At 58.0% G+C, this 23308-nt stretch carries 21 protein-coding genes and 1 rRNA gene; 11 read left to right on the forward strand and 11 right to left on the reverse strand.

The features are described from left to right. The 3 genes from BKD70_RS02000 to BKD70_RS02010 form a co-directional block, all read right to left on the reverse strand. A 16S ribosomal RNA gene (locus tag BKD70_RS02000) occupies positions 1-161 on the reverse strand; the annotation flags it as partial. 551 nt (positions 162-712) lie between these two features. Further along, complete coding sequence (locus BKD70_RS02005; protein ID WP_047279144.1) at positions 713-1933, reverse strand: CaiB/BaiF CoA-transferase family protein; 1221 nt, start codon at positions 1931-1933, stop codon at positions 713-715. A 16-nt stretch (positions 1934-1949) separates the two neighbouring features. Then, the gene (locus BKD70_RS02010; RefSeq protein ID WP_047279141.1) at positions 1950-3131 is read right to left on the reverse strand and encodes an acyl-CoA dehydrogenase; all 1182 of its coding nucleotides are present in this window, start codon (positions 3129-3131) and stop codon (positions 1950-1952) included. Between the two features lie 158 nt (positions 3132-3289). Between BKD70_RS02010 and BKD70_RS02015 the strand changes: the two genes are divergently transcribed. The 6 genes from BKD70_RS02015 (at position 3290) to BKD70_RS02040 (ending at position 9719) form a co-directional block, all read left to right on the forward strand. Beyond that, positions 3290-4186, forward strand: a complete 897-nt coding sequence (locus BKD70_RS02015; protein WP_047279139.1) for a LysR family transcriptional regulator — start codon at positions 3290-3292, stop codon at positions 4184-4186. Positions 4187-4622: 436 nt separating this feature from the next. Further along, on the forward strand, positions 4623-5744 hold the full coding sequence (locus BKD70_RS02020; RefSeq protein ID WP_047279137.1) for a Re/Si-specific NAD(P)(+) transhydrogenase subunit alpha: 1122 nt from the start codon (positions 4623-4625) through the stop codon (positions 5742-5744). Positions 5745-5755: 11 nt separating this feature from the next. After that, complete coding sequence (locus BKD70_RS02025) at positions 5756-6079, forward strand: NAD(P) transhydrogenase subunit alpha (protein ID WP_047279135.1); 324 nt, start codon at positions 5756-5758, stop codon at positions 6077-6079. After that, positions 6076-7512 carry an NAD(P)(+) transhydrogenase (Re/Si-specific) subunit beta gene (locus BKD70_RS02030; protein ID WP_047279134.1) on the forward strand — a complete coding sequence of 479 codons (1437 nt, stop codon included), beginning with the start codon at positions 6076-6078 and terminating at the stop codon, positions 7510-7512. The genes BKD70_RS02025 and BKD70_RS02030 overlap by 4 nt, the downstream gene beginning before the upstream one ends. 182 nt (positions 7513-7694) lie before the next feature. Further along, the gene (locus tag BKD70_RS02035) at positions 7695-9185 is read left to right on the forward strand and encodes an acetyl-CoA hydrolase/transferase family protein (RefSeq protein WP_047279132.1); all 1491 of its coding nucleotides are present in this window, start codon (positions 7695-7697) and stop codon (positions 9183-9185) included. Between the two features lie 318 nt (positions 9186-9503). Next, entirely contained in the window at positions 9504-9719 is a 216-nt protein-coding gene (locus BKD70_RS02040) for a DUF1127 domain-containing protein (protein WP_047279129.1), read from the forward strand. Between the two features lie 21 nt (positions 9720-9740). On the opposite strand, the gene BKD70_RS02045 is transcribed toward BKD70_RS02040, so the two are convergent. Beyond that, on the reverse strand, positions 9741-9929 hold the full coding sequence (locus tag BKD70_RS02045; RefSeq protein ID WP_047279127.1) for a hypothetical protein: 189 nt from the start codon (positions 9927-9929) through the stop codon (positions 9741-9743). A gap of 89 nt (positions 9930-10018) precedes the next feature. On the opposite strand from BKD70_RS02045, the gene BKD70_RS02050 reads away from it, so the two are divergent. The 4 genes from BKD70_RS02050 to BKD70_RS02065 all read left to right on the forward strand — a co-directional run bounded on the left by BKD70_RS02050 (position 10019) and on the right by BKD70_RS02065 (position 13082). Then, positions 10019-10336, forward strand: coding sequence for a DUF2388 domain-containing protein (locus BKD70_RS02050; RefSeq protein WP_047279124.1), 318 nt, complete (start codon positions 10019-10021; stop codon positions 10334-10336). A gap of 147 nt (positions 10337-10483) precedes the next feature. After that, entirely contained in the window at positions 10484-10777 is a 294-nt protein-coding gene (locus tag BKD70_RS02055; RefSeq protein WP_047279122.1) for a DUF2388 domain-containing protein, read from the forward strand. A 26-nt stretch (positions 10778-10803) separates the two neighbouring features. Beyond that, positions 10804-11124 (forward strand): DUF2388 domain-containing protein, encoded by a 321-nt coding sequence (locus tag BKD70_RS02060; protein WP_047279113.1) that lies wholly within the window; start codon positions 10804-10806, stop codon positions 11122-11124. Further along, positions 11121-13082: a DUF4105 domain-containing protein gene (locus BKD70_RS02065; protein WP_047279111.1), complete on the forward strand. Its 1962-nt coding sequence runs from the start codon at positions 11121-11123 to the stop codon at positions 13080-13082. Before BKD70_RS02060 ends, BKD70_RS02065 begins: the two co-directional genes overlap by 4 nt. A gap of 15 nt (positions 13083-13097) precedes the next feature. Here BKD70_RS02065 and BKD70_RS02070 read toward each other — a convergent pair whose 3' ends face one another. The 7 genes from BKD70_RS02070 to BKD70_RS02100 form a co-directional block, all read right to left on the reverse strand. Further along, positions 13098-13991 carry a response regulator gene (locus BKD70_RS02070; protein ID WP_047279229.1) on the reverse strand — a complete coding sequence of 298 codons (894 nt, stop codon included), beginning with the start codon at positions 13989-13991 and terminating at the stop codon, positions 13098-13100. A gap of 161 nt (positions 13992-14152) precedes the next feature. Beyond that, positions 14153-14914, reverse strand: coding sequence for a phosphate signaling complex protein PhoU (gene phoU, locus BKD70_RS02075; RefSeq protein WP_047279110.1), 762 nt, complete (start codon positions 14912-14914; stop codon positions 14153-14155). An 86-nt stretch (positions 14915-15000) separates the two neighbouring features. After that, complete coding sequence (gene pstB / locus BKD70_RS02080) at positions 15001-15834, reverse strand: phosphate ABC transporter ATP-binding protein PstB (RefSeq protein WP_047279108.1); 834 nt, start codon at positions 15832-15834, stop codon at positions 15001-15003. A gap of 99 nt (positions 15835-15933) precedes the next feature. Further along, on the reverse strand, positions 15934-17604 hold the full coding sequence (gene pstA, locus BKD70_RS02085) for a phosphate ABC transporter permease PstA (protein WP_047279104.1): 1671 nt from the start codon (positions 17602-17604) through the stop codon (positions 15934-15936). 15 nt (positions 17605-17619) lie between these two features. Next, positions 17620-19905 carry an ABC transporter permease subunit gene (locus tag BKD70_RS02090; RefSeq protein WP_047279102.1) on the reverse strand — a complete coding sequence of 762 codons (2286 nt, stop codon included), beginning with the start codon at positions 19903-19905 and terminating at the stop codon, positions 17620-17622. Positions 19906-20081: 176 nt separating this feature from the next. Further along, positions 20082-21068 (reverse strand): phosphate ABC transporter substrate-binding protein PstS, encoded by a 987-nt coding sequence (locus BKD70_RS02095; protein ID WP_047279100.1) that lies wholly within the window; start codon positions 21066-21068, stop codon positions 20082-20084. 168 nt (positions 21069-21236) lie between these two features. After that, complete coding sequence (locus BKD70_RS02100; RefSeq protein WP_047279098.1) at positions 21237-22526, reverse strand: MFS transporter; 1290 nt, start codon at positions 22524-22526, stop codon at positions 21237-21239. Positions 22527-22903: 377 nt separating this feature from the next. On the opposite strand from BKD70_RS02100, the gene BKD70_RS02105 reads away from it, so the two are divergent. Then, on the forward strand, positions 22904-23305 hold the full coding sequence (locus BKD70_RS02105) for an acyl-CoA thioesterase (RefSeq protein ID WP_003438129.1): 402 nt from the start codon (positions 22904-22906) through the stop codon (positions 23303-23305). The last annotated feature ends 3 nt before the right edge of the window (positions 23306-23308 follow it).

Here is a 23308-nt window from a genome sequence, read left to right on the forward strand (position 1 = left end):
GTCCGTTTCCGAACGTTATCCCCCACTACCAGGCAGATTCCTAGGTATTACTCACCCGTCCGCCGCTCTCAAGAGGTGCAAGCACCTCTCTACCGCTCGACTTGCATGTGTTAGGCCTGCCGCCAGCGTTCAATCTGAGCCATGATCAAACTCTTCAGTTCAAACATCTTTGGGTTTTGAGAAAACCCTAAACTTGGCTCAGCAATCGTTGGTTACATCTTTGATTTCTCGCGGAGTAACTTGTGATGCTGATAATCTTTTTGACTATCAGCCTGACTCCACAAGCACCCACACGAATTGCTTGATTCAGTTGTTAAAGAACGGTTGGTTAAGCTTTCGCTCAACCGAGGCGCGCATTCTACAGCAGCCCCTGTTGCTGTCAAGCGGTTATTTTAAGATGTTTTCAAAGTTTCCTCTGTAACATCAACCACTTGCGCTTCCGATCTCTCGTTAGCGGGAGGCGAATTCTACAGCGTTACACGCTGCTGTCAACACCTCATTTCCTGCTTCGATGATTTGAAGCTGGCATCGTCAAAACCGTCTAACTCATTGAAACTCAAGGAGTTTTTCGTTTCGACTGCGCCGGAAGTGGGGCGAATTATAGGCCGCTGAAATTCTGAGTCAAGCCCTAATTGAGCGACTCTATCAATTACCCAAAAAAGACTTAAAACCTAACTATATAGAGAGGCACTAGCGCCCCCTCTGCAAAGACCTAAACAACGCCAGACGTGCGCAGCCCTTCCAGCGCCCCCGCAGTCATCCCCAAGACACGCTGCAAGACCTCCTGCGTATGCTCGCCCAGCAATGGCGGCGCATTACGGTATTCAACCGGGGTGGCCGACAGCCTGATGGGGCTCGCCACCTGCGGCACAAGCCCCGCCAACGGGTGAGGCAACGCTATCGCCAAGTTACGCGCCTGCACCTGAGGATCCTCAAATACCTGCGCCAAATCGTTGATAGGCCCGCAAGGCACGCCGACCGCTTCCAACTCAGACACCCATTGCGCCGTCGTCCTGAACACAGTCGTCTGACGAATCAAAGGCACGAGCACCGACCGATTCGCCACCCGCGCGGTATTAGTCGAGAACCTGGGATCGTCAGCCCACTCACTGCAACCCGCCACCTGCGCAAACTTCCTGAACTGACTGTCATTCCCGACGGTAAGAATGAAGTCACCATCTGCCGTAGGAAAATCCTGATACGGCACGATATTCGGATGGGCATTGCCTAAGCGCTTAGGTGAAACACCTGTCGTCAGATAGTTCATGGCCTGATTCGCCAAGCAGGCAACCTGGACATCCAGCAACGCCATATCAATGTGCTGCCCACCCCCATCATGTTGGCGATGAGCCAGCGCAGCCAGAATCGCAACCGTCGAATACAACCCGGTCAGTATATCGGTCAGCGCCACACCTACTTTCACCGGCCCCGCACCCTCTTCCCCCTCAGGCCGCCCAGTCAGACTCATCAGGCCGCCCAAGCCCTGAATCATGAAGTCATAACCGGCACGCTTGGCATACGGCCCCGTTTGACCGAACCCTGTAATTGAGCAGTAGATCAAATCAGGGTTAACGTCTTTTAGCGACGCATAGTCCAGACCATAAGCCTGCAACCCACCCACCTTAAAGTTCTCGATCAAAATGTCGGACTTCGCCGCCAGCTCGCGCACCAGTCGCTGACCTTCTGGCTTGGTGAAATCGATCGTCACAGACTGTTTATTGCGATTAGCAGACAAGTAGTACGCCGCCTCGCCAGTACTCTCTCCATAGGCATCTTTAAGGAAGGGTGGCCCCCAGGCGCGCGTGTCATCTCCATTGCCCGGACGCTCGACCTTGATGACCTCAGCCCCAAGGTCGGCCAGAATCTGGCCCGCCCACGGACCTGCCAGTACCCGCGACAAATCCAGCACCCGCAAATGCGATAAAGCCCCCATGAGCCACCCCCCTCTATTAATAGAACGCCTGAAGACCGGTCTGCGCCCGACCCAGAATCAGGGCGTGCACGTCATGGGTGCCTTCATAGGTATTCACCACTTCAAGGTTGACCAGGTGGCGCGCCACACCAAACTCATCAGAAATGCCGTTCCCCCCCAGCATGTCACGCGCCATGCGAGCGATGTCGAGCGACTTGCCGCACGAATTACGCTTCATGATGGACGTGATCTCCACCGCCGCCGTGCCCTCGTCCTTCATTCTCCCCAGACGCAGGCAACCCTGCAGCGCCAACGTAATCTCAGTCTGCATATCCGCCAGCTTTTTCTGAATCAACTGCGTGGCAGCCAGTGGCCGGCCAAACTGCTGACGATCGAGGGTGTACTGGCGTGCGGTATGCCAACAAAACTCGGCAGCCCCCAGCGCCCCCCACGAAATACCATACCGGGCCGAGTTCAAACAGGTGAAAGGCCCCTTCAGACCACGCACATCCGGAAAAATGTTCTCTTCAGGTACAAACACGTTATCCATAACGATTTCGCCAGTGATCGATGCGCGCAAACCTACCTTGCCGTGAATTGCAGGCGCACTCAGACCCTTCCAACCCTTTTCCAGCACAAAGCCACGGATATCCCCGGCATCATCTTTAGCCCACACCACAAATACATCAGCAATCGGGCTGTTGGTGATCCACATTTTGGCGCCCGTCAAGCTGTAGCCGCCTTCGACTTTGCGTGCACGCGTAATCATCGCACCAGGATCAGAACCGTGATTTGGCTCAGTCAGACCAAAACAGCCAATCCATTCACCCGAAGCCAGCTTGGGCAGGTATTTCTGCTTTTGGGCTTCAGTCCCAAACTCATTGATAGGCACCATCACCAGCGACGACTGCACACTCATCATTGAACGGTAGCCAGAGTCCACACGCTCCACTTCCCGCGCAATCAAGCCATAGCTCACATAATTGAGGCCGCTGCCGCCGTATTGCTCGGGGATCATCGCCCCCAGCAAACCGGTCTCGCCCATTTCACGAAAAATGGCCGGATCAGTCTTCTCATGACGGAAAGCTTCAAGCACTCGAGGCGCCAACTTGCCCTGCGCAAACTGCTCAGCACTGTCGCGCACCATGCGCTCTTCTTCAGTGAGCTGCTGATCCAGCAACAGTGGATCGATCCAGTTGAAGCTTGCCTTACCCGCCATGAGTGAGTCCTCGAGATATAGATCAAATGTCGTGGGCCGATCGTAGGCCGCACCTATATAGAAGGACAAACGAGGATTCGGCACTCTCTTGTGATAATTTCTCACTCCGTGAAGATCAAAAACGCCATATCTGACGACCTTTAGTGAGGAAGCCGTACATGCGCCGCAAGATTCCCAGTACGGCCGCACTCATCAGTTTTGAGGCGGCAGCTCGGCACGAAAGCTTCACCAAAGCTGCGCAGGAGCTTTCTCTGACCCAAGGAGCGATCTGCCGACAAATAGCCAGCCTCGAAGAATTCCTTGGCATCGAACTTTTCAGACGCTCAAAACGCGGTGTGAAGCTGACGGAAGCAGGGCTTTCTTACAGCCGACGTGTCGCAACCCAACTGGATGCCGTCGAGCGTGACACCCTCTCGATCATGGGCCAGCAAGGCGCCAACGTGATTGAACTGGCCGTCGTCCCCACCTTCGGTACGCAATGGCTGCTACCGCGACTCAAAGACTTCCAGCAGCAACACCCCGACGTCACGGTCAACCTCACCAACCGCACGCGCCCCTTTCTGTTTGCTGACACCGACTTTGACGCCGCCATCTATTTCGGCGATGCCGACTGGTCAGGCACTTCGTCCTATCGCTTGATGGGTGAAAATCCCGTTCCCGTATGCAGCCCCCGTCTGCTGCCAGCCGAGAAAACCCTCACCCCAGACGCACTCGCAGAACTTCCATTACTGCAACAAACCACGCGCCCCTATGCGTGGCGGCAATGGTTTAACGCGCAAGGCCTGAACGTCCCCCGCGACATGACCGGGCCACGCTACGAACTGTTCTCGATGCTGGCCCAGGCCGCTATGCACGACATGGGCATCGCGCTGATCCCACCCTTCTTGATTCAACGCGAATTGGCCGAGCAACGACTGGTAATCGCTAACGCTGCAACGCTCGCGAGCACCAAGTCTTATCACTTGATGATTCCTGAACGCAAAATTGAGTCCGCCTCGCTTCAGGCGTTTCGCGACTGGCTCATCCAGAAAGCCCAGCAATACAGCCTTGATTAGCGCATTACATCGTCCAGACGAGTTATGTAGTGACCAATAAAAACACCCTACATATATACGTAAATGTCGCTTTTAAGCAGCCTAAACTTATGTCTATCTGGACAAACCTGTAAGCCAGTAACCACGTGGCTTACAGGGTATTTCTGAAAGTTATGGCCAGATAACTAAAAGAAATGTGAAAAAAACTCTAAAACATCCTTTAATCCCTGAAAGCCACGCCGTTACTGGTCTCCAAAGGAACCTTGCGACATTCGGTCACGGCATGACTTGTAGTAATTATTCCGTCACCCTTCATAAGTTCTTGAAGGGCCAAATAATCGCCTGCATTATGCGGCGCCCCACCCTGATTCCGGTGGGATCGTGCTGATCGGCCGCCCCAGCCGCGCCATCCGAAGTGCGCTGGATTTCTTATAAAAGATCACGCAGGAGATATGACGTGCACATTGGTGTTCCTCTCGAAACCCATCAGGGTGAAACGCGGGTTGCTGCAACCCCGGAAACCATCAAGAAGCTGATCGGCCAAGGCCATAAAGTGACTGTTCAAAGCGGCGCAGGCATTAACGCCAGCGTCATCGACAGCGCTTATGAAGCCGCCGGCGCAACCATTGGCAGTGCCGGCGACGCGCTGGGCGCCGAGCTGATCCTGAAAGTGGTTGCTCCCAACGACAGCGAACTGGCCCTGATAAATCGCGGCGCAGTGCTGATTGGCATGCTCAACCCGTTCAGCGATGAAACCATTGCCAAACTGGCCAGCCATGGCATTACGGCGTTCTCACTGGAAGCCGCCCCACGCACTTCTCGGGCGCAAAGTCTTGATGTGCTGTCGTCCCAGGCCAACATTGCCGGCTATAAAGCCGTGCTGCTGGCCGCTCACCATTACCCGCGCTTCATGCCGATGCTGATGACCGCCGCAGGCACTGTAAAAGCTGCCCGCGTGCTGATCCTCGGCGCAGGCGTTGCTGGCCTTCAGGCCATTGCAACCGCCAAACGCCTGGGGGCCGTGATCGAAGCGTCTGATGTGCGCCCTGCCGTAAAAGAGCAGATCGAGTCGCTGGGTGCCAAATTTGTCGACGTGCCTTACGAAACCGACGAAGAACGCGAATGCGCCGTAGGGGTTGGCGGCTATGCGCGTCCTATGCCTGCAAGCTGGATGCAGCGTCAGGCACTGGCCGTTCACGAACGTGCCAAGCAGGCCGACATCGTCATTACTACCGCACTCATTCCGGGCCGCAAGGCGCCAGTGCTGCTCAGCGCTGAAACCGTGGCACAGATGAAACCGGGCTCAGTCGTTATCGACCTCGCCGCTGCCCAAGGGGGCAACTGCCCGCTGACCGTCGCGGACCAAGTGGTGGTCGAGCACGGCATCACCATCGTGGGCCATACCAATCTGGCCGCCATGGTTGCCGCAGATGCCTCCGCACTGTACGCCCGCAACCTGCTGGACTTCCTCAAACTGGTCTTCACCCCTGAAGGACAGTTCCAGATCAACCTAGAAGACGACATCGTCGCCGCGTGCCTGATGTGCCGCGACGGTCAAGTCGTGCGCAAAAACGGCTGAGGATAAAAACAATGGAAGAGCTGATCTCCCCCGGCGTCTACAACCTGATCATCTTTGTGCTGGCTATCTATGTGGGCTATCACGTGGTCTGGAACGTCACACCTGCCCTGCACACGCCGCTGATGGCGGTCACCAATGCCATTTCGGCCATTGTGATCGTAGGTGCCATGCTGGCCGCTGCACTGACGGTCACCCCACTGGGCAAAACCATGGGCACCCTGGCGGTGGCCTTGGCCGCCGTTAACGTATTTGGTGGATTTTTGGTCACCCGGCGCATGCTGGAAATGTTCAAGAAGAAAGCACCTAAAGCCAAAGAAGAGGTGCGCAAGCCATGAGCATGAACCTGGTCACCGTTCTGTATCTGATCGCGTCAATATGTTTCATCCAGGCCCTCAAAGGCCTGTCGCACCCCACAACCTCACGTCGTGGCAACTTCTTCGGCATGCTCGGCATGGCGCTGGCGGTCATCACAACCGTAGGACTGGTCTTCAAGCTAGGCGCTGAAATAGCTACAACCGGTATCGGCTATGTGATCGTAGGCCTACTGGTCGGCGGCACGGCGGGGTCGATCATGGCCAAGCGCGTTGAAATGACCAAAATGCCAGAGCTCGTCGCCTTCATGCACAGCATGATCGGTCTGGCGGCGGTATTTATCGCCATCGCCGCCGTGGTCGAGCCGCAATCGCTGGGCATCGTCAAGCAACTGGGCGATGCCATTCCTGCGGGCAACCGCCTGGAACTGTTCCTGGGCGCTGCGATTGGTGCCATCACGTTCTCCGGCTCTGTGATCGCCTTCGGCAAACTGTCAGGCAAATACAAATTTCGCCTGTTCCAGGGCGCTCCCGTGCAGTTCAGTGGTCAGCACACGCTGAATCTGGTGCTCGGGCTGGCCACCCTCGGGCTGGGCATCACCTTTATGCTGACCGGCAACCTCAACGCCTTCGCACTCATGCTGGCACTGGCGTTCGTGCTGGGCGTGCTCATCATCATCCCGATTGGCGGGGCGGACATGCCGGTTGTCGTATCGATGCTCAACAGCTATTCGGGCTGGGCGGCAGCCGGGATCGGCTTCTCGCTGAACAATTCGATGCTGATCATTGCCGGTTCGCTGGTGGGCTCGTCGGGCGCGATCCTGTCTTACATTATGTGCAAGGCGATGAACCGTTCGTTCTTTAACGTGATCCTGGGCGGCTTTGGCGGTGCCACGGATGCGGGCGGCCCGGCGGGTACGCAAGAAGCCCGTCCGGTCAAATCAGGCTCGGCTGACGATGCCACCTTCCTGCTGACCAACGCCGACACGGTCATCATCGTGCCGGGATATGGCCTGGCGGTTGCACGTGCTCAGCACGCCCTGAAAGAACTGACCGAAAAGCTGACCCACCGCGGCGTCACGGTGAAATACGCGATCCACCCGGTGGCAGGTCGTATGCCCGGCCACATGAACGTCCTGCTTGCCGAGGCAGAAGTGCCTTACGACCAAGTGTTCGAGATGGAAGACATCAACTCCGAATTCGGACAGGCTGATGTCGTGCTGGTGTTGGGTGCCAACGACGTGGTCAACCCGGCCGCGAAAAACGATCCGAAATCGCCGATTGCGGGCATGCCGATTCTTGAGGCTTATAAAGCCAAGACCGTCATCGTCAACAAACGCTCGATGGCCAGTGGCTACGCCGGACTGGATAACGAACTGTTTTATCTGGACAAAACCATGATGGTCTTCGGTGACGCCAAGAAAGTTATTGAAGATATGGTCAAGGCGGTCGAGTAACATCCCCCGCCACTGCCACACCGAGAACCCCGGCGCTGAATTGACCGGGGTTTTTTATTTCAGCAAAGATCCCGACCAAAGGGTCTAAATCGCCGTCAGGCATTCGACCATGGTAGCGGGACGCCAGCCTTTGAAAATGAATAGACTGCGCATCTTGCTTCCGTTGCCCGAGATAACAATCCATGTACCGTGAACGTATTCGCCTAAATTCCCTACACGATAAGGTCATGAGCGCCGAAGAAGCCGCCGCCCTTATCCAAGACGGCATGACCGTTGGCATGAGCGGTTTTACCCGTGCCGGCGAAGCCAAGGCCGTTCCGCACGCGCTGGCCGAACGCGCCAAACTGGCGCCGCTGAAAATCACCCTGATGACAGGCGCCAGCCTGGGCAACGACCTGGACAAGCAATTGACCGAAGCCGGCGTGCTGGCGCGTCGCATGCCGTTCCAGGTAGACAGCACACTGCGCAAGGCGATCAACGCCGGCGAAGTCATGTTCATCGATCAGCACTTGTCCGAAACCGTAGAGCAACTGCGTAACCAGCAGCTCAAGCTGCCGGACATCGCGGTGATTGAGGCCGTCGCGATTACCGAGCAAGGCCATATCGTGCCGACCACCTCCGTCGGCAACTCGGCCAGCTTCGCGATTTTTGCCAAACAGGTGATCGTTGAGATCAACCTGGCGCACAACCCGAACCTGGAAGGCCTGCACGACATCTACATCCCGACTTACCGCCCAACGCGCACGCCTATCCCGTTGGTAAAAGTCGACGACCGCATCGGCAGCACTGCAATCCCGATTCCGCCGGAAAAAATCGTTGCGATCGTCATCACCAACAAGCCTGATTCGCCGTCCACCGTTTCGGTACCGGACAGCGAAACCGATGGCATTGCGTTCCACCTGATCAACTTCTTCAAACAAGAAGTGGCAGCCGGGCGTATGACCAACAAGCTGGGTCCGTTGCAGGCCGGTATCGGCAACATCGCCAACGCCGTGATGTGCGGCCTGATCGACTCACCGTTCGAAGACCTGACCATGTACTCCGAAGTACTGCAGGATTCGACCTTTGACCTGATCGACGCCGGCAAAATGAGCTTCGCATCGGGCAGTTCGATCACCTTGTCGGAACGTCGCAACTCGGACGTGTTCGGCAACCTGGAGCGTTACAAGGACAAACTGGTCCTGCGCCCGCAAGAAATCTCCAACCACCCTGAAGTCGTGCGTCGTCTGGGCATCATCGGCATCAACACCGCCCTGGAATTCGACATCTACGGCAACGTGAACTCCACCCACGTCTGCGGCACTCGCATGATGAACGGCATCGGCGGTTCGGGCGACTTCGCCCGTAACGCTCACCTGGCGATCTTTGTCACCAAGTCCATTGCCAAGGCCGGTGCGATCTCCAGTGTGGTGCCAATGGTCAGCCACGTTGACCACACCGAACACGATGTGGACATTCTGGTAACCGAACAGGGTCTGGCCGACCTGCGCGGTCTGGCGCCACGCGAGCGCGCCCGAGTGATCATCGACAACTGTGTGCACCCGGACTTCCGTGAAGCCCTCAATGACTACTTCAGCAAAGCCTGTGCAATCGGTGGCCACACCCCGCACATTCTGCGCGAAGCGTTGAGCTGGCATATCAACTTGGAAGAAACCGGCAAAATGCTCCCGTAACACGCGAGCTAGACAGCCGCCGATGAAAACACTGTTTTCTCGGCGGCTTTTTTATCGCCGCAATTTCAAAAACTGTACTGCTGTACTGGTCATTTCCTACCCTTACAGCCGCCTTTTCACACAAAAATGGCTAAAAATGCACCAACTTAGTGCCTACCGGTACAGTTGCAGTCATTTGCGCCCGTACAGCCCCCATAAACAGTTAACTGGCTCTGCACAATACAGATGAACTGTATCTAGAGAGTCTCGACGCACAAGAGGATCATGGGCACCAGTTAAACCACTAGCCAATGCCGCCACAAGCGGAAGGATGCCATCATGGAACGTACCCTCAGTTCCGATTTGTTCACTGAAAGCAACACTGTTAACAACCAGGCTTCGATGCCTTTGCGCGTACTTGCCAACCTCATGTTGTGGCAGCGCCGTATTTCCAGCCGCCATCAACTGGCTCGCCTGGACTCGCGTCTTCTGGCTGATGCCGGGATTAGCGAAGCACAGCGCTACGAAGAGCTGAGCAAGCCGTTCTGGCGCTAACAAGCGCTCGCTGGCCTTGATTCACGATTTACCGCCAGCACCCAGAATTTGTAAAACAGAACCCGTCGCGGGAAACCGCTGACGGGTTTTGTCGTTCTGGAAGAGCATTTTGTATTCGCAGACCGTCACAGGTACAGTTTTAAAAATAATCGAAACATACAGGTACAGTTTGCGCATTCCTTGGCCCAATGCCTCAAAACGGCGTGTCACCGCAAAACGTTCTTTGCCATACGCGACGCCGGGCCTACTATTCGGCTTATAAACGTCTAACTTATAAGCTCATGCCAAGGAGTATCACCATGTCCACTCTTCGCCTACTTAGCGCGGCGGCGCTGCTGACTGTTGCGGCCAGCGCCCATGCTTCCAGCTTCATCGCGACCACCGATGCCATCGTAGGCACGCTCAAGGCCACGACCGACCTGACGTCCGACGCCACGAACTCCATCCGCGACAACAAAATCGTGCGCGCCGCCCGTGACGACGCCGCCAGTTTTGTCGCCAGCGAAGGCAGCATCCGTGGCGTCAAGCTCGAAAGCGCGCTGGACTTCATTCGTCAGCAGGCGCCACAGCTGCAAGCGTCCGATGCACAACTGGCCCAGGCGATCCTGACCCTCTGATTTGCCGTGTCATCGCTGCCGGGTAGTGCGAGGCTATGTGCGACGTAAGCCGAGCACAGCTTCGCCCCCGGACAGCGGGCACATCCGCTTTGCCCTGCCCCGCCCATTACGCTAGCCTTGGCCCTCGCTCAATTAACGTCGAGACCCATGCGCTTTCTCTCAATTGCCCTACTTGCCTTTAGCTGGACTCAAACTGCAGCCGCCTTCGACACGAGCACACAAACCACCGTGCTCTCTGGCTATGTCACCAGCAAAGTGACCTCAACACCGTTCGAAAACAAACTGATTCGTGCCGCTCAGGATGACGCTGCCGCATTTATCGCCAGTGACGGCCAACTACGAGGCTCACAGCTGGAATCGGCCTTGAGCTACCTGCGCCACGACCAGCCAAAATTGACTGCCAGCGACCTTGAACTGGCACAGGCAATTCTCGTCCAATAAGCACCCGCGTTTTCTGGAGAATATTCATGCGTAACCCGTTGATTGTCGCCACCCTTGGCCTGCTGTTGCTGGCCGATGTGGCTCAGGCACAAACCCTGGTGCAGACCAGTAACATCATTGTTCGTGCATTCGGACGCGCCATTGACTTCACTTCCGACACCACCACGTCGATCCGTGACTCTAAAGTGGTGCGTGAAGCCCATGATGACGCCGCCACTTTCGTCGCCAGCCAAGGCGACATTCGCGGCGCCCAGTTGGAATCCGCTTTCAATACCTTGCGTGAGCGCGTGCCAGAAGCCCGCAGCGCCAGCGATCAGGAACTTGCCGAAGCCATCCTCGCACTGTGAGGCCGCTCGCGCGTTGGCTTGCCGCCTGCGGCCTGCTGCTGATCGGCAGCAGCGCCCAGGCCGCGTTGCATCTGCAACTCAAGACCGAAGGCTTGAGCCCGGCTGAACAGCAGGCCAGTCAGGCGCTGCTGGACGAGGCCATGCGCAAGCTGCCACCGCGCTTTATCGAGCAACTGGATCGCCAGATCCTGGTGGGCTGGACCGATGACATGCCAAGCAATGCCTACGGGCAAGCGTCGCTGGTCTCCGAGCTGGACCTCAACCGCAAACTGCTGGCGAGCTTGACCGACGGCTCGGCCGCGACCGAGCAAACCAACCGCCCCCACGGCACCGTGCGCCGGGAAATGCTCGCCACCGTCCTGCACGAACTGACCCACATTTATGACCGCGCCCGTGTGTGGCCGCACGCCCAACGCGCCCTCATCCAGCGCTGTACACGTCAGCACAACAGCGCCGGGCTGATTGGCCTGCCGGACGAGTGCCGGGGCCAGACCGAACGCCGTTTCACCCTCAGCGATGACCCGCGCCTGCTCGACCTCGCCGGCTGGCAACAATATGTCGGTCGACGCGGTGAACGCGAACAAGACAACCACCAGATCGTGCGCAGCCCCGATCTGTACGAAGTCACCAACCCCAGAGAGTTTGTCGCGGTCAACATGGAGTACTTCCTCCTCGACCTGGCTTACGCTTGTCGGCGCCCTGCCCTGTATCGCTACTACCGGGATCACTTCGGCTGGGCCCCGGCTGCCCGGGATGAATGCCCCACAGGCTTTGCCTTTCTGAACGCCGGTAACGATTTCGCCAAACAGCCCCTCGGCACCGTCGACCCCGAGCGTGTGTACGCCGTTGATTACCTGCTTGCCGAGGCCAATCAGGAATGGGCAAGCCGCTGGGGGCACAGCATGTTGCGTTTGGTGATTTGCGCGCCCGGACGTCCGCGCGGGCCCGATTGCCGACTCGACCTGCAAGAACACTTGGTGTTGTCTTACCGGGCATTCGTCAACGACGTACAGCTATCAAGCTGGGACGGGCTGACCGGCGCTTACCCCTCGCGGCTTTTCGTCTTGCCGCTGGCTCAAGTGATCGATGAATACACCAAAACCGAACTGCGCAGCCTGGCCTCCGTGCCCCTCACCCTGAGCCGCCCGGAAATCAAAGAAGTGGTCGAGCACGCGGCAGAAATGCACTGGAGTTATGACGGCAACTATTACTTCATCTCCAATAACTGCGCGGTCGAAACCCTGAAATTACTGCGCAGCGGCAGTGACAACGCACAACTCAAAGGTCTGGACAGCATCATGCCCAATGGCCTGCTGGAAGTGCTCAAGGCACGCGGGTTGGCCGACACCCGTGTGCTGGACGACAAAAAAGAAGCGCTGAGGCTCGGCTATCGCTTTGACTCATACCGTGATCGCTATCAGGCGATGTTCGATGTACTCAAGACCCGTCTGCCGATCCAGCAGGCCAGCGTCGAAGACTGGCTCGCCCTCAGCCCGGATGCACGGCGCCCCTGGATCGAGCAGGCCGACCTGCGCGCCAGCGCAGCGTTGTTGCTACTTGAGCAGGCCGCCTTTCGCCGCCAATTGCTGCTGGCCCAGGACGAGGTCAAACAGAAGTACTTGAAAGTGCGCGGGATCGAAGGGGCCGGCATGGACAAGGCCAACAAGACGTTGCAAGAAATTCTCGCCAGCAGCGGCTTTCTCAGTCGCCCGGCTGAATTGCTGGGCAGCAGCGGTTATGGCCTGCCGCAAGCCAAAGAATGGGAAATGCTCGAATCCGAAAGCAGTCAGCGCCAGCAACAGTTACTGCGCCTGACCGGGGACCTGGACAAGGAAGTGCGCAGCTTGCTGGAACCCGCCCGCGCCGCCGAGATTGCCGCGACCGAAGCCAACGTCAAACAGATCGGCGAGCATTTGCGGGCGATTCACAAGGCTTCCGGCGGCCTGCAATTGCCGTAAGCCTGTGTTCGGGTGTTACGCACCCGGCACAAAGTGTTTCTGGGCGGTGCCATGGGCAATCAGGCGCGAGAGGTAGCCCATTTTCGCGGCATCCTGATCGACAAAGCGGAAGGTCAGTTGCAGCCAGTCGCTGTCGGGCTTGGGCTCGTACGCCACGATAGCGTGCAAATAGCCATTAAGGCGCGCCACCTCGGCGCTCTCGCCCTGCTCAAGGTCAAGCACGGCACTTTCCAGTACCTGCGGCAGCACGTCGCCACGGCGCACCACCAGCAGCGCTTCCTTGAGGCTCAAGGCCTTGATGACACACGCCTGGGTGCCGCTGGACAGACGCAGTTGCCCTTGGCCCCGGCCAGCCGGCGCATGGGCTTTTGCCGCAGGTTTGGCGGCCGCCACCGGGCGGGCAACCGGCGCAGCGGCTGGCGTTGGCGCTACCACTTGAGCCTTGCCGCCGGTCAACGCGCTAAGCGAATCATTACCGAATGCCGAGTTCATCCGCGTCGGCGCACTGGCCAGGAGGGTTTCAAGTTTGCCGGCCTTGTTCAGGGCGTGTTTGACCTTGGTCAGCAACTGTTCGTTAGTGAACGGCTTGCTGACGTACCCCGACACACCGGCCTGAATCGCCTGCACCACGTTCTCTTTGTCGCCACGGCTGGTGACCATGATGAACGGCAGGGTTCTCAGGTGATCTTGCTCGCGGCACCAGGTCAGCAGCTCAAGGCCGGACATTTCAGGCATTTCCCAGTCACACAGCACCAAATCGAAGGTTTCGCGGGCCAGTATGGCCTGGGCTTTGCGACCGTTAACCGCGTCTTCGATCTTGATGCCCGGGAAGTAGTTACGCAGGCACTTCTTGACCAAATCGCGAATAAACGACGCGTCATCCACCACCAACACACTGACCTTGCTCATCGACTGCTCCTCTGAAATCTTGACTAGCATGCGCCGAATGATGGCCATGTGCCAAATCTTGGGGGCACCCCGAATGACTTTACGTTCGCAGAGCGCCTGAATGTGAACGCCGAAACGCAAAACGCCCGGCCAAAGCCGGGCGTTTTTAATCTCGGGCAGTCTTATTTATCGTCAGGCACCTGCGGAACATTAGCGTTATCGGCACCGGTGCCTTCAACTTCTTCGCGCATGCGCTTAAGGCCCATGTGGCGCACATCCGTTCCGCGCACCAGGTAGATCACCAGCTCCGAAATATTGCGGGCGTGATCGCCAATGCGCTCCAGTGAACGCAGTACCCAAATGATGCTCAGCACCCGCGAAATTGAACGCGGATCTTCCATCATGTAGGTGGCCAACTCGCGCAGCGCCGTTTTGTATTCGCGGTCGATGATTTTGTCGTACTGCGCCACAGACAGCGCCAGGTCAGCGTCGAAGCGGGCGAACGCGTCCAGCGCATCGCGCACCATGTTGCGCACCTGATCGCCGATGTGGCGCACTTCGACGTAACCGCGTGGCGCTTCGCCCTCTTCACAGAGCTGGATCGCCCGGCGAGCAATTTTGGTCGCCTCGTCACCGATGCGCTCCAGGTCGATCACCGACTTGGAAATGCTGATAATCAGCCGCAAGTCAGACGCCGCAGGTTGGCGACGGGCCAGAATGCGCAGGCATTCTTCGTCGATGTTGCGCTCCATCTGATTGATCTGTTCGTCGATCTCGCGCACTTGCTGCGCCAACCCGGAGTCGGCCTCAATCAACGCCGTAACCGCGTCGTTAACCTGCTTCTCGACCAGTCCGCCCATGGCCAGCAAGTGGCTGCGCACTTCTTCGAGTTCCGCGTTGAATTGCGCGGAAATGTGATGGGTGAGGCCATCCTTTGAAATCATGGTTCTGCTCCGCAAAATCTGTGAGCGGCACGCGCCAGGCGGCCAGCCAAATGTGTCATTACGCCAAGCGGCAGAGGCCGCGCCAACTAGCCGTAGCGCCCGGTGATGTAGTCTTCGGTCTGCTTTTTGGCCGGGTTGGTGAACAGCGTGTCGGTGTCGCCGTATTCAACCATCTTGCCCATGTACATGAAGGCGGTGTAATCCGACACCCGCGCCGCCTGCTGCATGTTGTGGGTCACGATCACGATGGTGAACTTGGACTTGAGCTCGTAAATCAGCTCCTCAACCTTCAGCGTCGAGATCGGGTCAAGTGCCGAGCACGGCTCATCGAGCAGCAATACTTCAGGTTCGACCGCGATGGTACGGGCAATCACCAGACGCTGCTGCTGACCACCGGACAAGCCGAGTGCCGAGTCGTGCAAACGGTCTTTAACCTCATCCCACAACGCCGCGCCTTTGAGGGCCCACTCCACGGCTTCGTCGAGGATGCGTTTTTTGTTGATGCCCTGAATGCGCAGGCCGTAAACCACGTTTTCGTAGATGGTTTTGGGGAACGGGTTAGGCTTCTGGAACACCATGCCCACGCGGCGACGCAGCTCGGCAACGTCTTCGCCCTTGCGGTAGATGTTATGACCGTAAAGGTTGATTTCACCTTCAACGCGGCAGCCGTCTACCAAATCGTTCATGCGGTTGAACGTACGCAGCAGGGTGGACTTGCCGCAACCCGACGGCCCGATGAACGCAGTCACGCGTTGTTTCGGAATGTTCAGGCTCACGTCGAACAGCGCCTGCTTTTCGCCGTAATAAAGATTCAGCCCCGGGACTTCAATGGCAACTTCTTCATTGGCCAGGTTCAAGCTTTGTTTGGTGCGACCCAAGGCGGACATGTTGATGCCGTGGGACGTGGATTCATGCTGCATGGGTTGCTCCATACGCTAAAAATTCGTTCCGGTTGTCTACAACCGGGCTTCTCGTGGGCGGGAGGGCCCATGGGCCGCTCCTGCCGTCAGTGTTCGTTATCAGCTTTCCAGCGCCTTGTACTTCTCGCGCAGGTGGTTACGAATCCACACCGCCGACAGGTTCAGGGTCGCGATCACCAGCACCAGCAGCAGCGCCGTGGCGTATACCAGCGGCCGCGCCGCTTCAACGTTCGGGCTCTGGAAGCCCACGTCATAAATATGGAAGCCCAGGTGCATGATCTTCTGGTCCAGGTGCAGGTACGGGTAGTTACCGTCCAGCGGCAGCGAAGGTGCCAGCTTGACCACACCCACCAGCATCAACGGTGCCACTTCGCCCGCTGCCCGCGCCACGGCGAGGATCATGCCGGTCATCATCGCCGGGCTGGCCATGGGCAATACGATCTTCCACAAGGTCTCGGACTTGGTCGCACCCAGCGCCAGCGAGCCTTCGCGCACCGTACGCGGAATACGCGCCAGGCCTTCTTCCGTGGCCACGATCACCACAGGAACCGCCAGCAGCGCCAGCGTCAGCGAGGCCCACATCAGGCCCGGCGTGCCAAACGTCGGCGCGGGCAGTGCCTCGGCAAAGAACAGACGGTCAACCGAGCCGCCCAGCACGTACACAAAGAAGCCCAGACCAAACACGCCGTACACAATCGCCGGCACACCGGCCAGGTTATTCACCGCAATACGGATCACCCGGGTCAGGGTGTTCTGCTTGGCGTATTCACGCAGGTACACCGCCGCCAGCACACCGAACGGCGTGACGATCACGGCCATGATGAGGGTCATCATCACGGTGCCGAAAATCGCCGGGAAGATCCCGCCCTCGGTGTTGGCTTCACGCGGGTCTTCGCTCAGGAATTCCCAAATATTGCTGAAGTACATCGCCAGTTTCTGCCAGCTGTTCATGGCGTTCGGCTGGTAGGCCTTGACCACTTTGCCGATGTTGATTTCGAGTTCTTTGCCGTTGGCATCGCGGGCCGTCAGGCTGTCGCGATTGAACTGGGCATGCAGATCACCCAAGCGGTCTTCAATCGCTTTGTAGCGCGCATTCAGCTCGGCACGTTCGGCTTCCATGTCCGCCTGGGCTTGCGGTGTCAGTTTGCCTTCCAGCTCCAGCTTGCGACCCTGCAGACGGATCCGTTCCAAGCCATAGTTGATGGCGCCAATGTCTTTCTTTTCCAACTGGCTGAGTTGCTTGGCCAGATCGTTGACGCGCTTGACCCGCGCTTGCAGCTCAGGCCACGCCGCTTCACCTTCGGCAATCACCTTGCCGTTTTCTTTCACATTGACCAGGTAGCCGTAGAAGTTGCCCCACTCACGGCGCTCAATGGCCAGTAACTCGGGCGGGGTCTTCAGGTCAGTCAGCCACTCGCCCACCACCCAGGAAAAGTCGTTGCCGTTCAGGTCGCGGTTGCCGACCTTGATCAGCTCGCGGGTCATGAACTCCGGGCCTTGCTCCGGCACCGGCAAACCGGCGCTTTTCAGGCGCTCGCGGGGTACTTCTTCCTTTTGCACCACTTCGCCCAGCACCACGTGATGGGCAGAACCCGGCACGTTGTACTGCGCCAGCACCAAATCAGCTGGCCAAAAGTGGCCCAACCCGCGCACCGCAATCACGGCCAGCAAACCAATGGTCATGATGACCGCGAGCGACACTGCGCCACCGCTGATCCAGACGCCCGGGGCGCCGCTCTTGAACCAACCTTTGAGGGAATTCTGTTTCACAGACTTCTACCTTCCTTAAAGCGACGAATATTTCTTGCGCAGACGCTGACGGATCAGCTCAGCGAGAGTGTTCATGATGAAGGTGAACAACAGCAGCACCAGCGCCGAGAGGAACAGCACACGGTAGTGACTGCCGCCCACTTCGGACTCCGGCATCTCCACCGCTACGTTCGCCGCCAGGGTACGCAAGCCTTCGAACAGGTTCATTTCCATGACCGGCGTGTTGCCCGTGGCCATCAGCACGATCATGGTCTCGCCCACCGCACGGCCCATGCCGATCATCAGGGCCGAGAAAATCCCCGGGCTGGCGGTCAGGATCACCACGCGGGTCATGGTTTGCCACGGCGTGGCACCCAGCGCCAGCGACCCCAGCGTCAGGCCGCGCGGCACGCTGAACACGGCATCTTCAGCAATCGAGTAAATGTTCGGGATTACGGCAAACCCCATCGCCAGCCCGACCACCAGAGCGTTGCGCTGGTCATAGGTGATGCCCAGGTCGTGGGAGATCCACAGGCGCATGTCACCGCCGAAGAACCAGGCTTCCATGAACGGGCTCATGTACAGCGACAACCAGCCAATGAACAGAATCACCGGGATCAGAATCAGGCTTTCCCAGCCATCCGGTACGCGCAGGCGGATCGAGTCCGGCAGACGGCTCCAGGTGAAGCCCGCCAGCAAAATCCCGATCGGCAGCAGCATTAACAGGCTGAAAATCCCCGGCAGATGCCCCTCGACATACGGCGCCAAAAACAGACCGGCGAAGAAGCCCAGAATCACTGTCGGCATCGCTTCCATCAGTTCGATCACCGGCTTGACCTTGCGGCGCAGGCTCGGGGCCATGAAGTAAGCGGTGTAGATCGCGGCGGCCACTGCCAGCGGTGCAGCCAGCAACATCGCGTAGAACGCCGCTTTCAACGTACCGAAGGTCAGCGGTGCAAGGCTCATCTTCGGTTCGAAGTCGGTGTTGGCCGCGGTCGACTGCCAGACGTATTTCGGTTCGTCGTAGTTCTCGTACCAGACCTTGCTCCACAGCGCGCTCCAGGACACTTCCGGGTGCGGGTTCTTCAAGGTCAAGGGCAGCAGCTTGCCGCCCTCTTCCACGATGACGCGGTTGGCACGAGGCGACAGCGCCATGATGCCCGGGCCTTCAGCGACCTTCTCGACCAGCAGGGTGCGATGCGCGGTGCTGTGGAACACACCGATGTCACCGGCAGCGTCCAGCGCCAGGAAACCCTTGCGGCGTTGTTCGGCGGTGATTTCAACAATCGGAGAGTCGCCCATCTTGAAGCTGCGGATGTGCTTGAAGCGCTGTTCGCCATCAGGGTCGCGGGCCATGAACCACTGGCTCAGGCTGCCGGTGGAGTCACCCAGGATCAGCGAAATGCCACCCACCAACTGCGTACTGGCAGTGATTTCAGTGGTGGCGTCTTCGGCCAGTTTGTAACGGCCATTCAAGCTTTTGTCGCGCAGGCTGAACACGTCGGCCTGAGCGCGGCCATTGATGACATACAGCCACTGCTGACGCGGGTCGATGTACAGCGCTTTGACCTTCTCGGTCATCTGCGGCAGCTCGATGCGGGTCTCGGAGTTCGTGACCTCACCCGTCATCATGTTTTCTTCACTGGCCAACGACAGCACGTGCAATTGCGCGCCGGTCGAGCCCGCCAGCACCAGCGTCGAATCGTTCACGCTGAGGTTCACGTGATCCAGCGCACGCCCTTGAGGGTCAAGCGCGACGGGCGCCTCGCCGTACGGGTATTCGATGGCCGGGCTGATGGTCTTTTTGCCATCCGGGTAGCTGACTTTATACTTGTGGCGAAACACCAGCGCCTGGCCGTTGGACAAGCCCAAGGCCACCACCGGGTTACCCGGCTGATCCTCGCCCAGCGACGTCACATGGGTGTCGGCGGGCAGCGGCAGGTTCACGCGGGAGAGTTCTTCGCCGCTCTTGGCATTGAAGAACAGCACCATGCCCTGATCGGACACGCGCATACCCACCTGATTTTGCTCTTCGACCGACAGCATCAACGGCTTGCCTGCGTCCTGCATCCACACGGGCGTAATCGCCTGTTTGGCATTCAGGTCGGCGCCCTGGAACAGCGGCAGCACCACATAACCGAGGAAGAAGAAAATCAGTGTGATCGCGCCGAGCACGGCGAGACCGCCGATAAATACATACCAGCGGGTCAAGTGATCTTTGAGCGCACGCATGCGGCGCTTGCGTTGCAGTTCAGGCGTATTGAAATCAATGCGCTTGGGAGCGGATGTCGTAGTCATTGGGGAATTGGCCAGATCATTCATGCGCACACCCTAGCGGTCCTGTATGACAAAAAGATGACAAAGCAGTGACGCAAAAAAGCCGCTGCCCAGTGGTGCTGGCAGCGGAATGGAAAATTGAGTAGTTACCGGGCCCACAACCTGTGGTCGCTGGCGCAGGCTGCGCGTCGTGCTCGCAGCCTGCGCCAGCCGTTACAGGGTTATGCGCCTTCTTTCAAACCCAGGTCAGCCAAGGCTTTGGCAGCGACTTTGGCTGGCAGCGGGATGTAGCCATCCTTGACCACGACCTCTTGACCTTGCTTGGACAGCACCAGCTTGATGAACTCGGCTTCCAGCGGGTTCAGTGGCTTGTTCGGTGCTTTGTTCACGTACACGTAGAGGAAACGCGACAACGGGTATTTGCCGTTCAAGGCGTTTTCTTCGGTGTCTTCAACGAACTCCGTGCTGCCTTTCTTGGCCAGCGGTACGGTTTTCACGCTGGCGGTTTTGTAACCGATGCCCGAATAACCGATGCCGTTGAGCGAGCTGCTGATCGACTGCACCACCGAGGCCGAGCCCGGCTGTTCGTTCACGTTTGGCTTGAAGTCACCTTTGCACAGGGCTTCTTCCTTGAAGTAACCGTAGGTGCCGGACACCGAGTTACGACCAAACAGTTGCACCGGCTTGTTGGCCAGATCGCCGGTCACCCCCAGGTCACCCCAGGTTTTGATGTCCGATTTGCCGCCACACAGACGCGTGGAGGAGAAGACAGCGTCAACTTGCTCCATGGTCATGTGCTTGATCGGGTTGTCTTTGTGCACGAACACCGCCAGGGCATCGACAGCCACCGGGATAGCGGTCGGCTTGTAGCCGTACTTCTGCTCGAAGGCCGCCAGTTCGTTGTCTTTCATCTTGCGGCTCATCGGGCCCAGGTTAGCGGTGCCTTCAGTGATCGCCGGTGGCGCGGTCGAAGAACCGGCAGCCTGAATCTGGATATTGACGTTCGGGTATTCTTTTTTGTAAGCCTCAGCCCACAAGGTCATCAGGTTCGCCAGGGTGTCGGAACCAACGCTGGAGAGGTTACCCGACACACCGGTGGTCTTAACGTACGGCTGGATTGCCGGATCAACACCCGCGGCAACCGCATTCGCAGTTGCAACGCCTGCGGCGACAAAAGTCAGGGCCGCCATCACACGCTTCAGTCTCATGCCTTACTCCTAGCAAACGGGGTTAGATGAATCGGGGGCCAGTATCTGCAGGCCATGTGACTACTCTATGAACCGATTGTGACAATTAGATGAAAGGCCAGCATTCGCAATGAATGGCTGGCCTTTTAAAGAGAAGTGTTGTGATGCGCAAACGCTATAGCCTGCGGGTCAGCGCCCTTTCTTCCAAAGATAAGCACCCACCAGCAACCCCATCGTACAAATGATTGCAACGTAATACGCCGGGCCCATCGGGCTTTCTTTGAGCAATAAGGTCACGGCCATCGGGGTCAAACCGCCGAAAATGGCATAGGCCAAGTTGTAGGAAAACGACAAACCGCTGAAACGCACAACCGGCGGGAACGCCTTGACCATGACATACGGCACGGCGCCGATGGTTCCTACGAACAAACCACTCAACGCGTACAACGGAAACAGCCAATCCGGGTGTTGCAACAGGCTGTGGTAGAAGGTCCACGAGGTGATCAACAGCGCAGCACACCCGAAGACAAACACCTTGCCCGCCCCAAACCGATCCGCCAGCGCACCCGACGCAATACACCCCAGGCTCAAAAAGACAATCGCCAGGCTATTGGCTTTCAGCGAAACCGTGGCCGAGAAGCCATAAATGGTTTGCAGCACGGTCGGGGTCATCAAGATCACCACGATGATCCCGGCCGACAGCAACCACGTCAGCAGCATCGACACGGCGATGGCGCCACGGTGATCGCGCAGTACGGTTTTGAGCGGCACTTCTTCTGCCAATGCCTTGCGCAGTTGCAACTCGGCAAACACGGGGGTTTCGTGCAACCAGCGACGCAGGTAGACCGAAAACAAACCAAACACACCGCCCAGCAGGAAGGGAATACGCCACGCGTAGTCCGACACCTCCACCGGGGTATAAATCGTGTTGATGGCCGTAGCCACCAGCGAGCCCAGCAAAATACCCGCCGTCAGGCCGCAGGTCAGCGTGCCGCAGGCATAGCCCACATGCCGTGGCGGCACGTGCTCGGCCACAAAGACCCAGGCCCCCGGCACTTCACCCCCAATGGCTGCGCCCTGAATCACTCGCATCAGCAGCAACAGGATCGGCGCCCACATGCCAATCTGCGCATAGGTGGGCAACAACCCCATGATCAGTGTCGGCACAGCCATCATGAAAATGCTCAAGGTGAACATCTTCTTGCGCCCCAGCAGGTCGCCAAAGTGCGCCATGACAATGCCACCTAGCGGCCGCGCCAGATAACCGGCCGCGAAAATACCGAAGGTCTGCATCAACCGTAGCCACTCGGGCATGTCGGCCGGGAAAAACAGCTTGCCGACCACCGTGGCAAAGAACACAAAAATAATGAAATCGTAAAACTCCAGCGCACCACCCAAGGCGGACAGCGACAAGGTTTTGTAGTCATTACGGGTCAGGGGACGCGAGGGAGGCGCAGCACTGGAAGGCTCGGTGATCATCGGATTTGGGCATCTCTTATTAGGCTAGGCAAAAGCAGCAACACCGCCGGCATCGGCCGGGCGGTCCCGAACGATAACAAATTGTCTGCAAAAGCACAGAGGTAGACGTGTCGGCCTTTTAAAAAGCAGAATCAGACGGTCGTCGACGGCGTTGCCGACCGATATACTCGCGGACCGTAAGCAACGACCTACGGATGGTGAGTGGCTGTACGAAACGCCCTAATGCGTCCCTTCAGCCGATACATCGACGATGTTTCCCCTTGGTGCGGCTTGGGAAGAACGTGACGAACGGAGTATGTTCGGGCTGAATCGTTTTTCTAAAGACGCTTTTTCACCCGCAATACACATGATGAATCACGGGTCAGAGGCCCTTCGGCATGCTAGAGCTCGAACAAGAAGATCCAATCCCGCAAGGCGACCTGGCCTTGCAAATTACTGCCCTGCCACGCGAAACCAATGGTTTTGGCGATATTTTCGGCGGTTGGCTGGTGTCCCAGATGGACCTCGCCGGCACGGCCATGGCCAGCAAAGTGGCGGGCGGACGTGTCGCCACCGTCGCCATCGACCGCATGGCGTTTCTGGTCCCGGTCGCCGTCGGCGCGCAATTGTCCTTCTACACCCAGGCCCTGGAAATCGGCCGCAGTTCGATTCAGATGATGGTCGAAGTGTGGAGCGACGACCCGCTCTCCAGCGAATGGCGCAAAGTGACCGAAGCGGTATTTGTGTTCGTCGCCATCGATGGCAGCGGCCGCACGCGCTCAGTGCCGCCACGCCGTTAAACC

It is taken from the genome of Pseudomonas sp. BS-2016, from assembly GCF_001806145.1.
Lineage (GTDB): Bacteria > Pseudomonadota > Gammaproteobacteria > Pseudomonadales > Pseudomonadaceae > Aquipseudomonas > Aquipseudomonas lundensis.

What these genes read in the sequence shown, in the direction of transcription:
- BKD70_RS02005 (WP_047279144.1), bottom strand. Translation starts at nt 1,933, where the DNA reads ATGGGGGCTTTATCGCATTTGCGGGTGCTGGATTTGTCGCGGGTACTG.
- BKD70_RS02010 (WP_047279141.1), bottom strand. Translation starts at nt 3,131, where the DNA reads ATGGCGGGTAAGGCAAGCTTCAACTGGATCGATCCACTGTTGCTGGAT.
- BKD70_RS02015 (WP_047279139.1), top strand. Translation starts at nt 3,290, where the DNA reads ATGCGCCGCAAGATTCCCAGTACGGCCGCACTCATCAGTTTTGAGGCG.
- BKD70_RS02025 (WP_047279135.1), top strand. Translation starts at nt 5,756, where the DNA reads ATGGAAGAGCTGATCTCCCCCGGCGTCTACAACCTGATCATCTTTGTG.
- BKD70_RS02030 (WP_047279134.1), top strand. Translation starts at nt 6,076, where the DNA reads ATGAGCATGAACCTGGTCACCGTTCTGTATCTGATCGCGTCAATATGT.
- BKD70_RS02035 (WP_047279132.1), top strand. Translation starts at nt 7,695, where the DNA reads ATGTACCGTGAACGTATTCGCCTAAATTCCCTACACGATAAGGTCATG.
- BKD70_RS02040 (WP_047279129.1), top strand. Translation starts at nt 9,504, where the DNA reads ATGGAACGTACCCTCAGTTCCGATTTGTTCACTGAAAGCAACACTGTT.
- BKD70_RS02050 (WP_047279124.1), top strand. Translation starts at nt 10,019, where the DNA reads ATGTCCACTCTTCGCCTACTTAGCGCGGCGGCGCTGCTGACTGTTGCG.
- BKD70_RS02055 (WP_047279122.1), top strand. Translation starts at nt 10,484, where the DNA reads ATGCGCTTTCTCTCAATTGCCCTACTTGCCTTTAGCTGGACTCAAACT.
- BKD70_RS02060 (WP_047279113.1), top strand. Translation starts at nt 10,804, where the DNA reads ATGCGTAACCCGTTGATTGTCGCCACCCTTGGCCTGCTGTTGCTGGCC.
- BKD70_RS02070 (WP_047279229.1), bottom strand. Translation starts at nt 13,991, where the DNA reads ATGAGCAAGGTCAGTGTGTTGGTGGTGGATGACGCGTCGTTTATTCGC.
- phoU (WP_047279110.1), bottom strand. Translation starts at nt 14,914, where the DNA reads ATGATTTCAAAGGATGGCCTCACCCATCACATTTCCGCGCAATTCAAC.
- pstB (WP_047279108.1), bottom strand. Translation starts at nt 15,834, where the DNA reads ATGCAGCATGAATCCACGTCCCACGGCATCAACATGTCCGCCTTGGGT.
- BKD70_RS02090 (WP_047279102.1), bottom strand. Translation starts at nt 19,905, where the DNA reads ATGAATGATCTGGCCAATTCCCCAATGACTACGACATCCGCTCCCAAG.
- BKD70_RS02095 (WP_047279100.1), bottom strand. Translation starts at nt 21,068, where the DNA reads ATGAGACTGAAGCGTGTGATGGCGGCCCTGACTTTTGTCGCCGCAGGC.
- BKD70_RS02100 (WP_047279098.1), bottom strand. Translation starts at nt 22,526, where the DNA reads ATGATCACCGAGCCTTCCAGTGCTGCGCCTCCCTCGCGTCCCCTGACC.
- BKD70_RS02105 (WP_003438129.1), top strand. Translation starts at nt 22,904, where the DNA reads ATGCTAGAGCTCGAACAAGAAGATCCAATCCCGCAAGGCGACCTGGCC.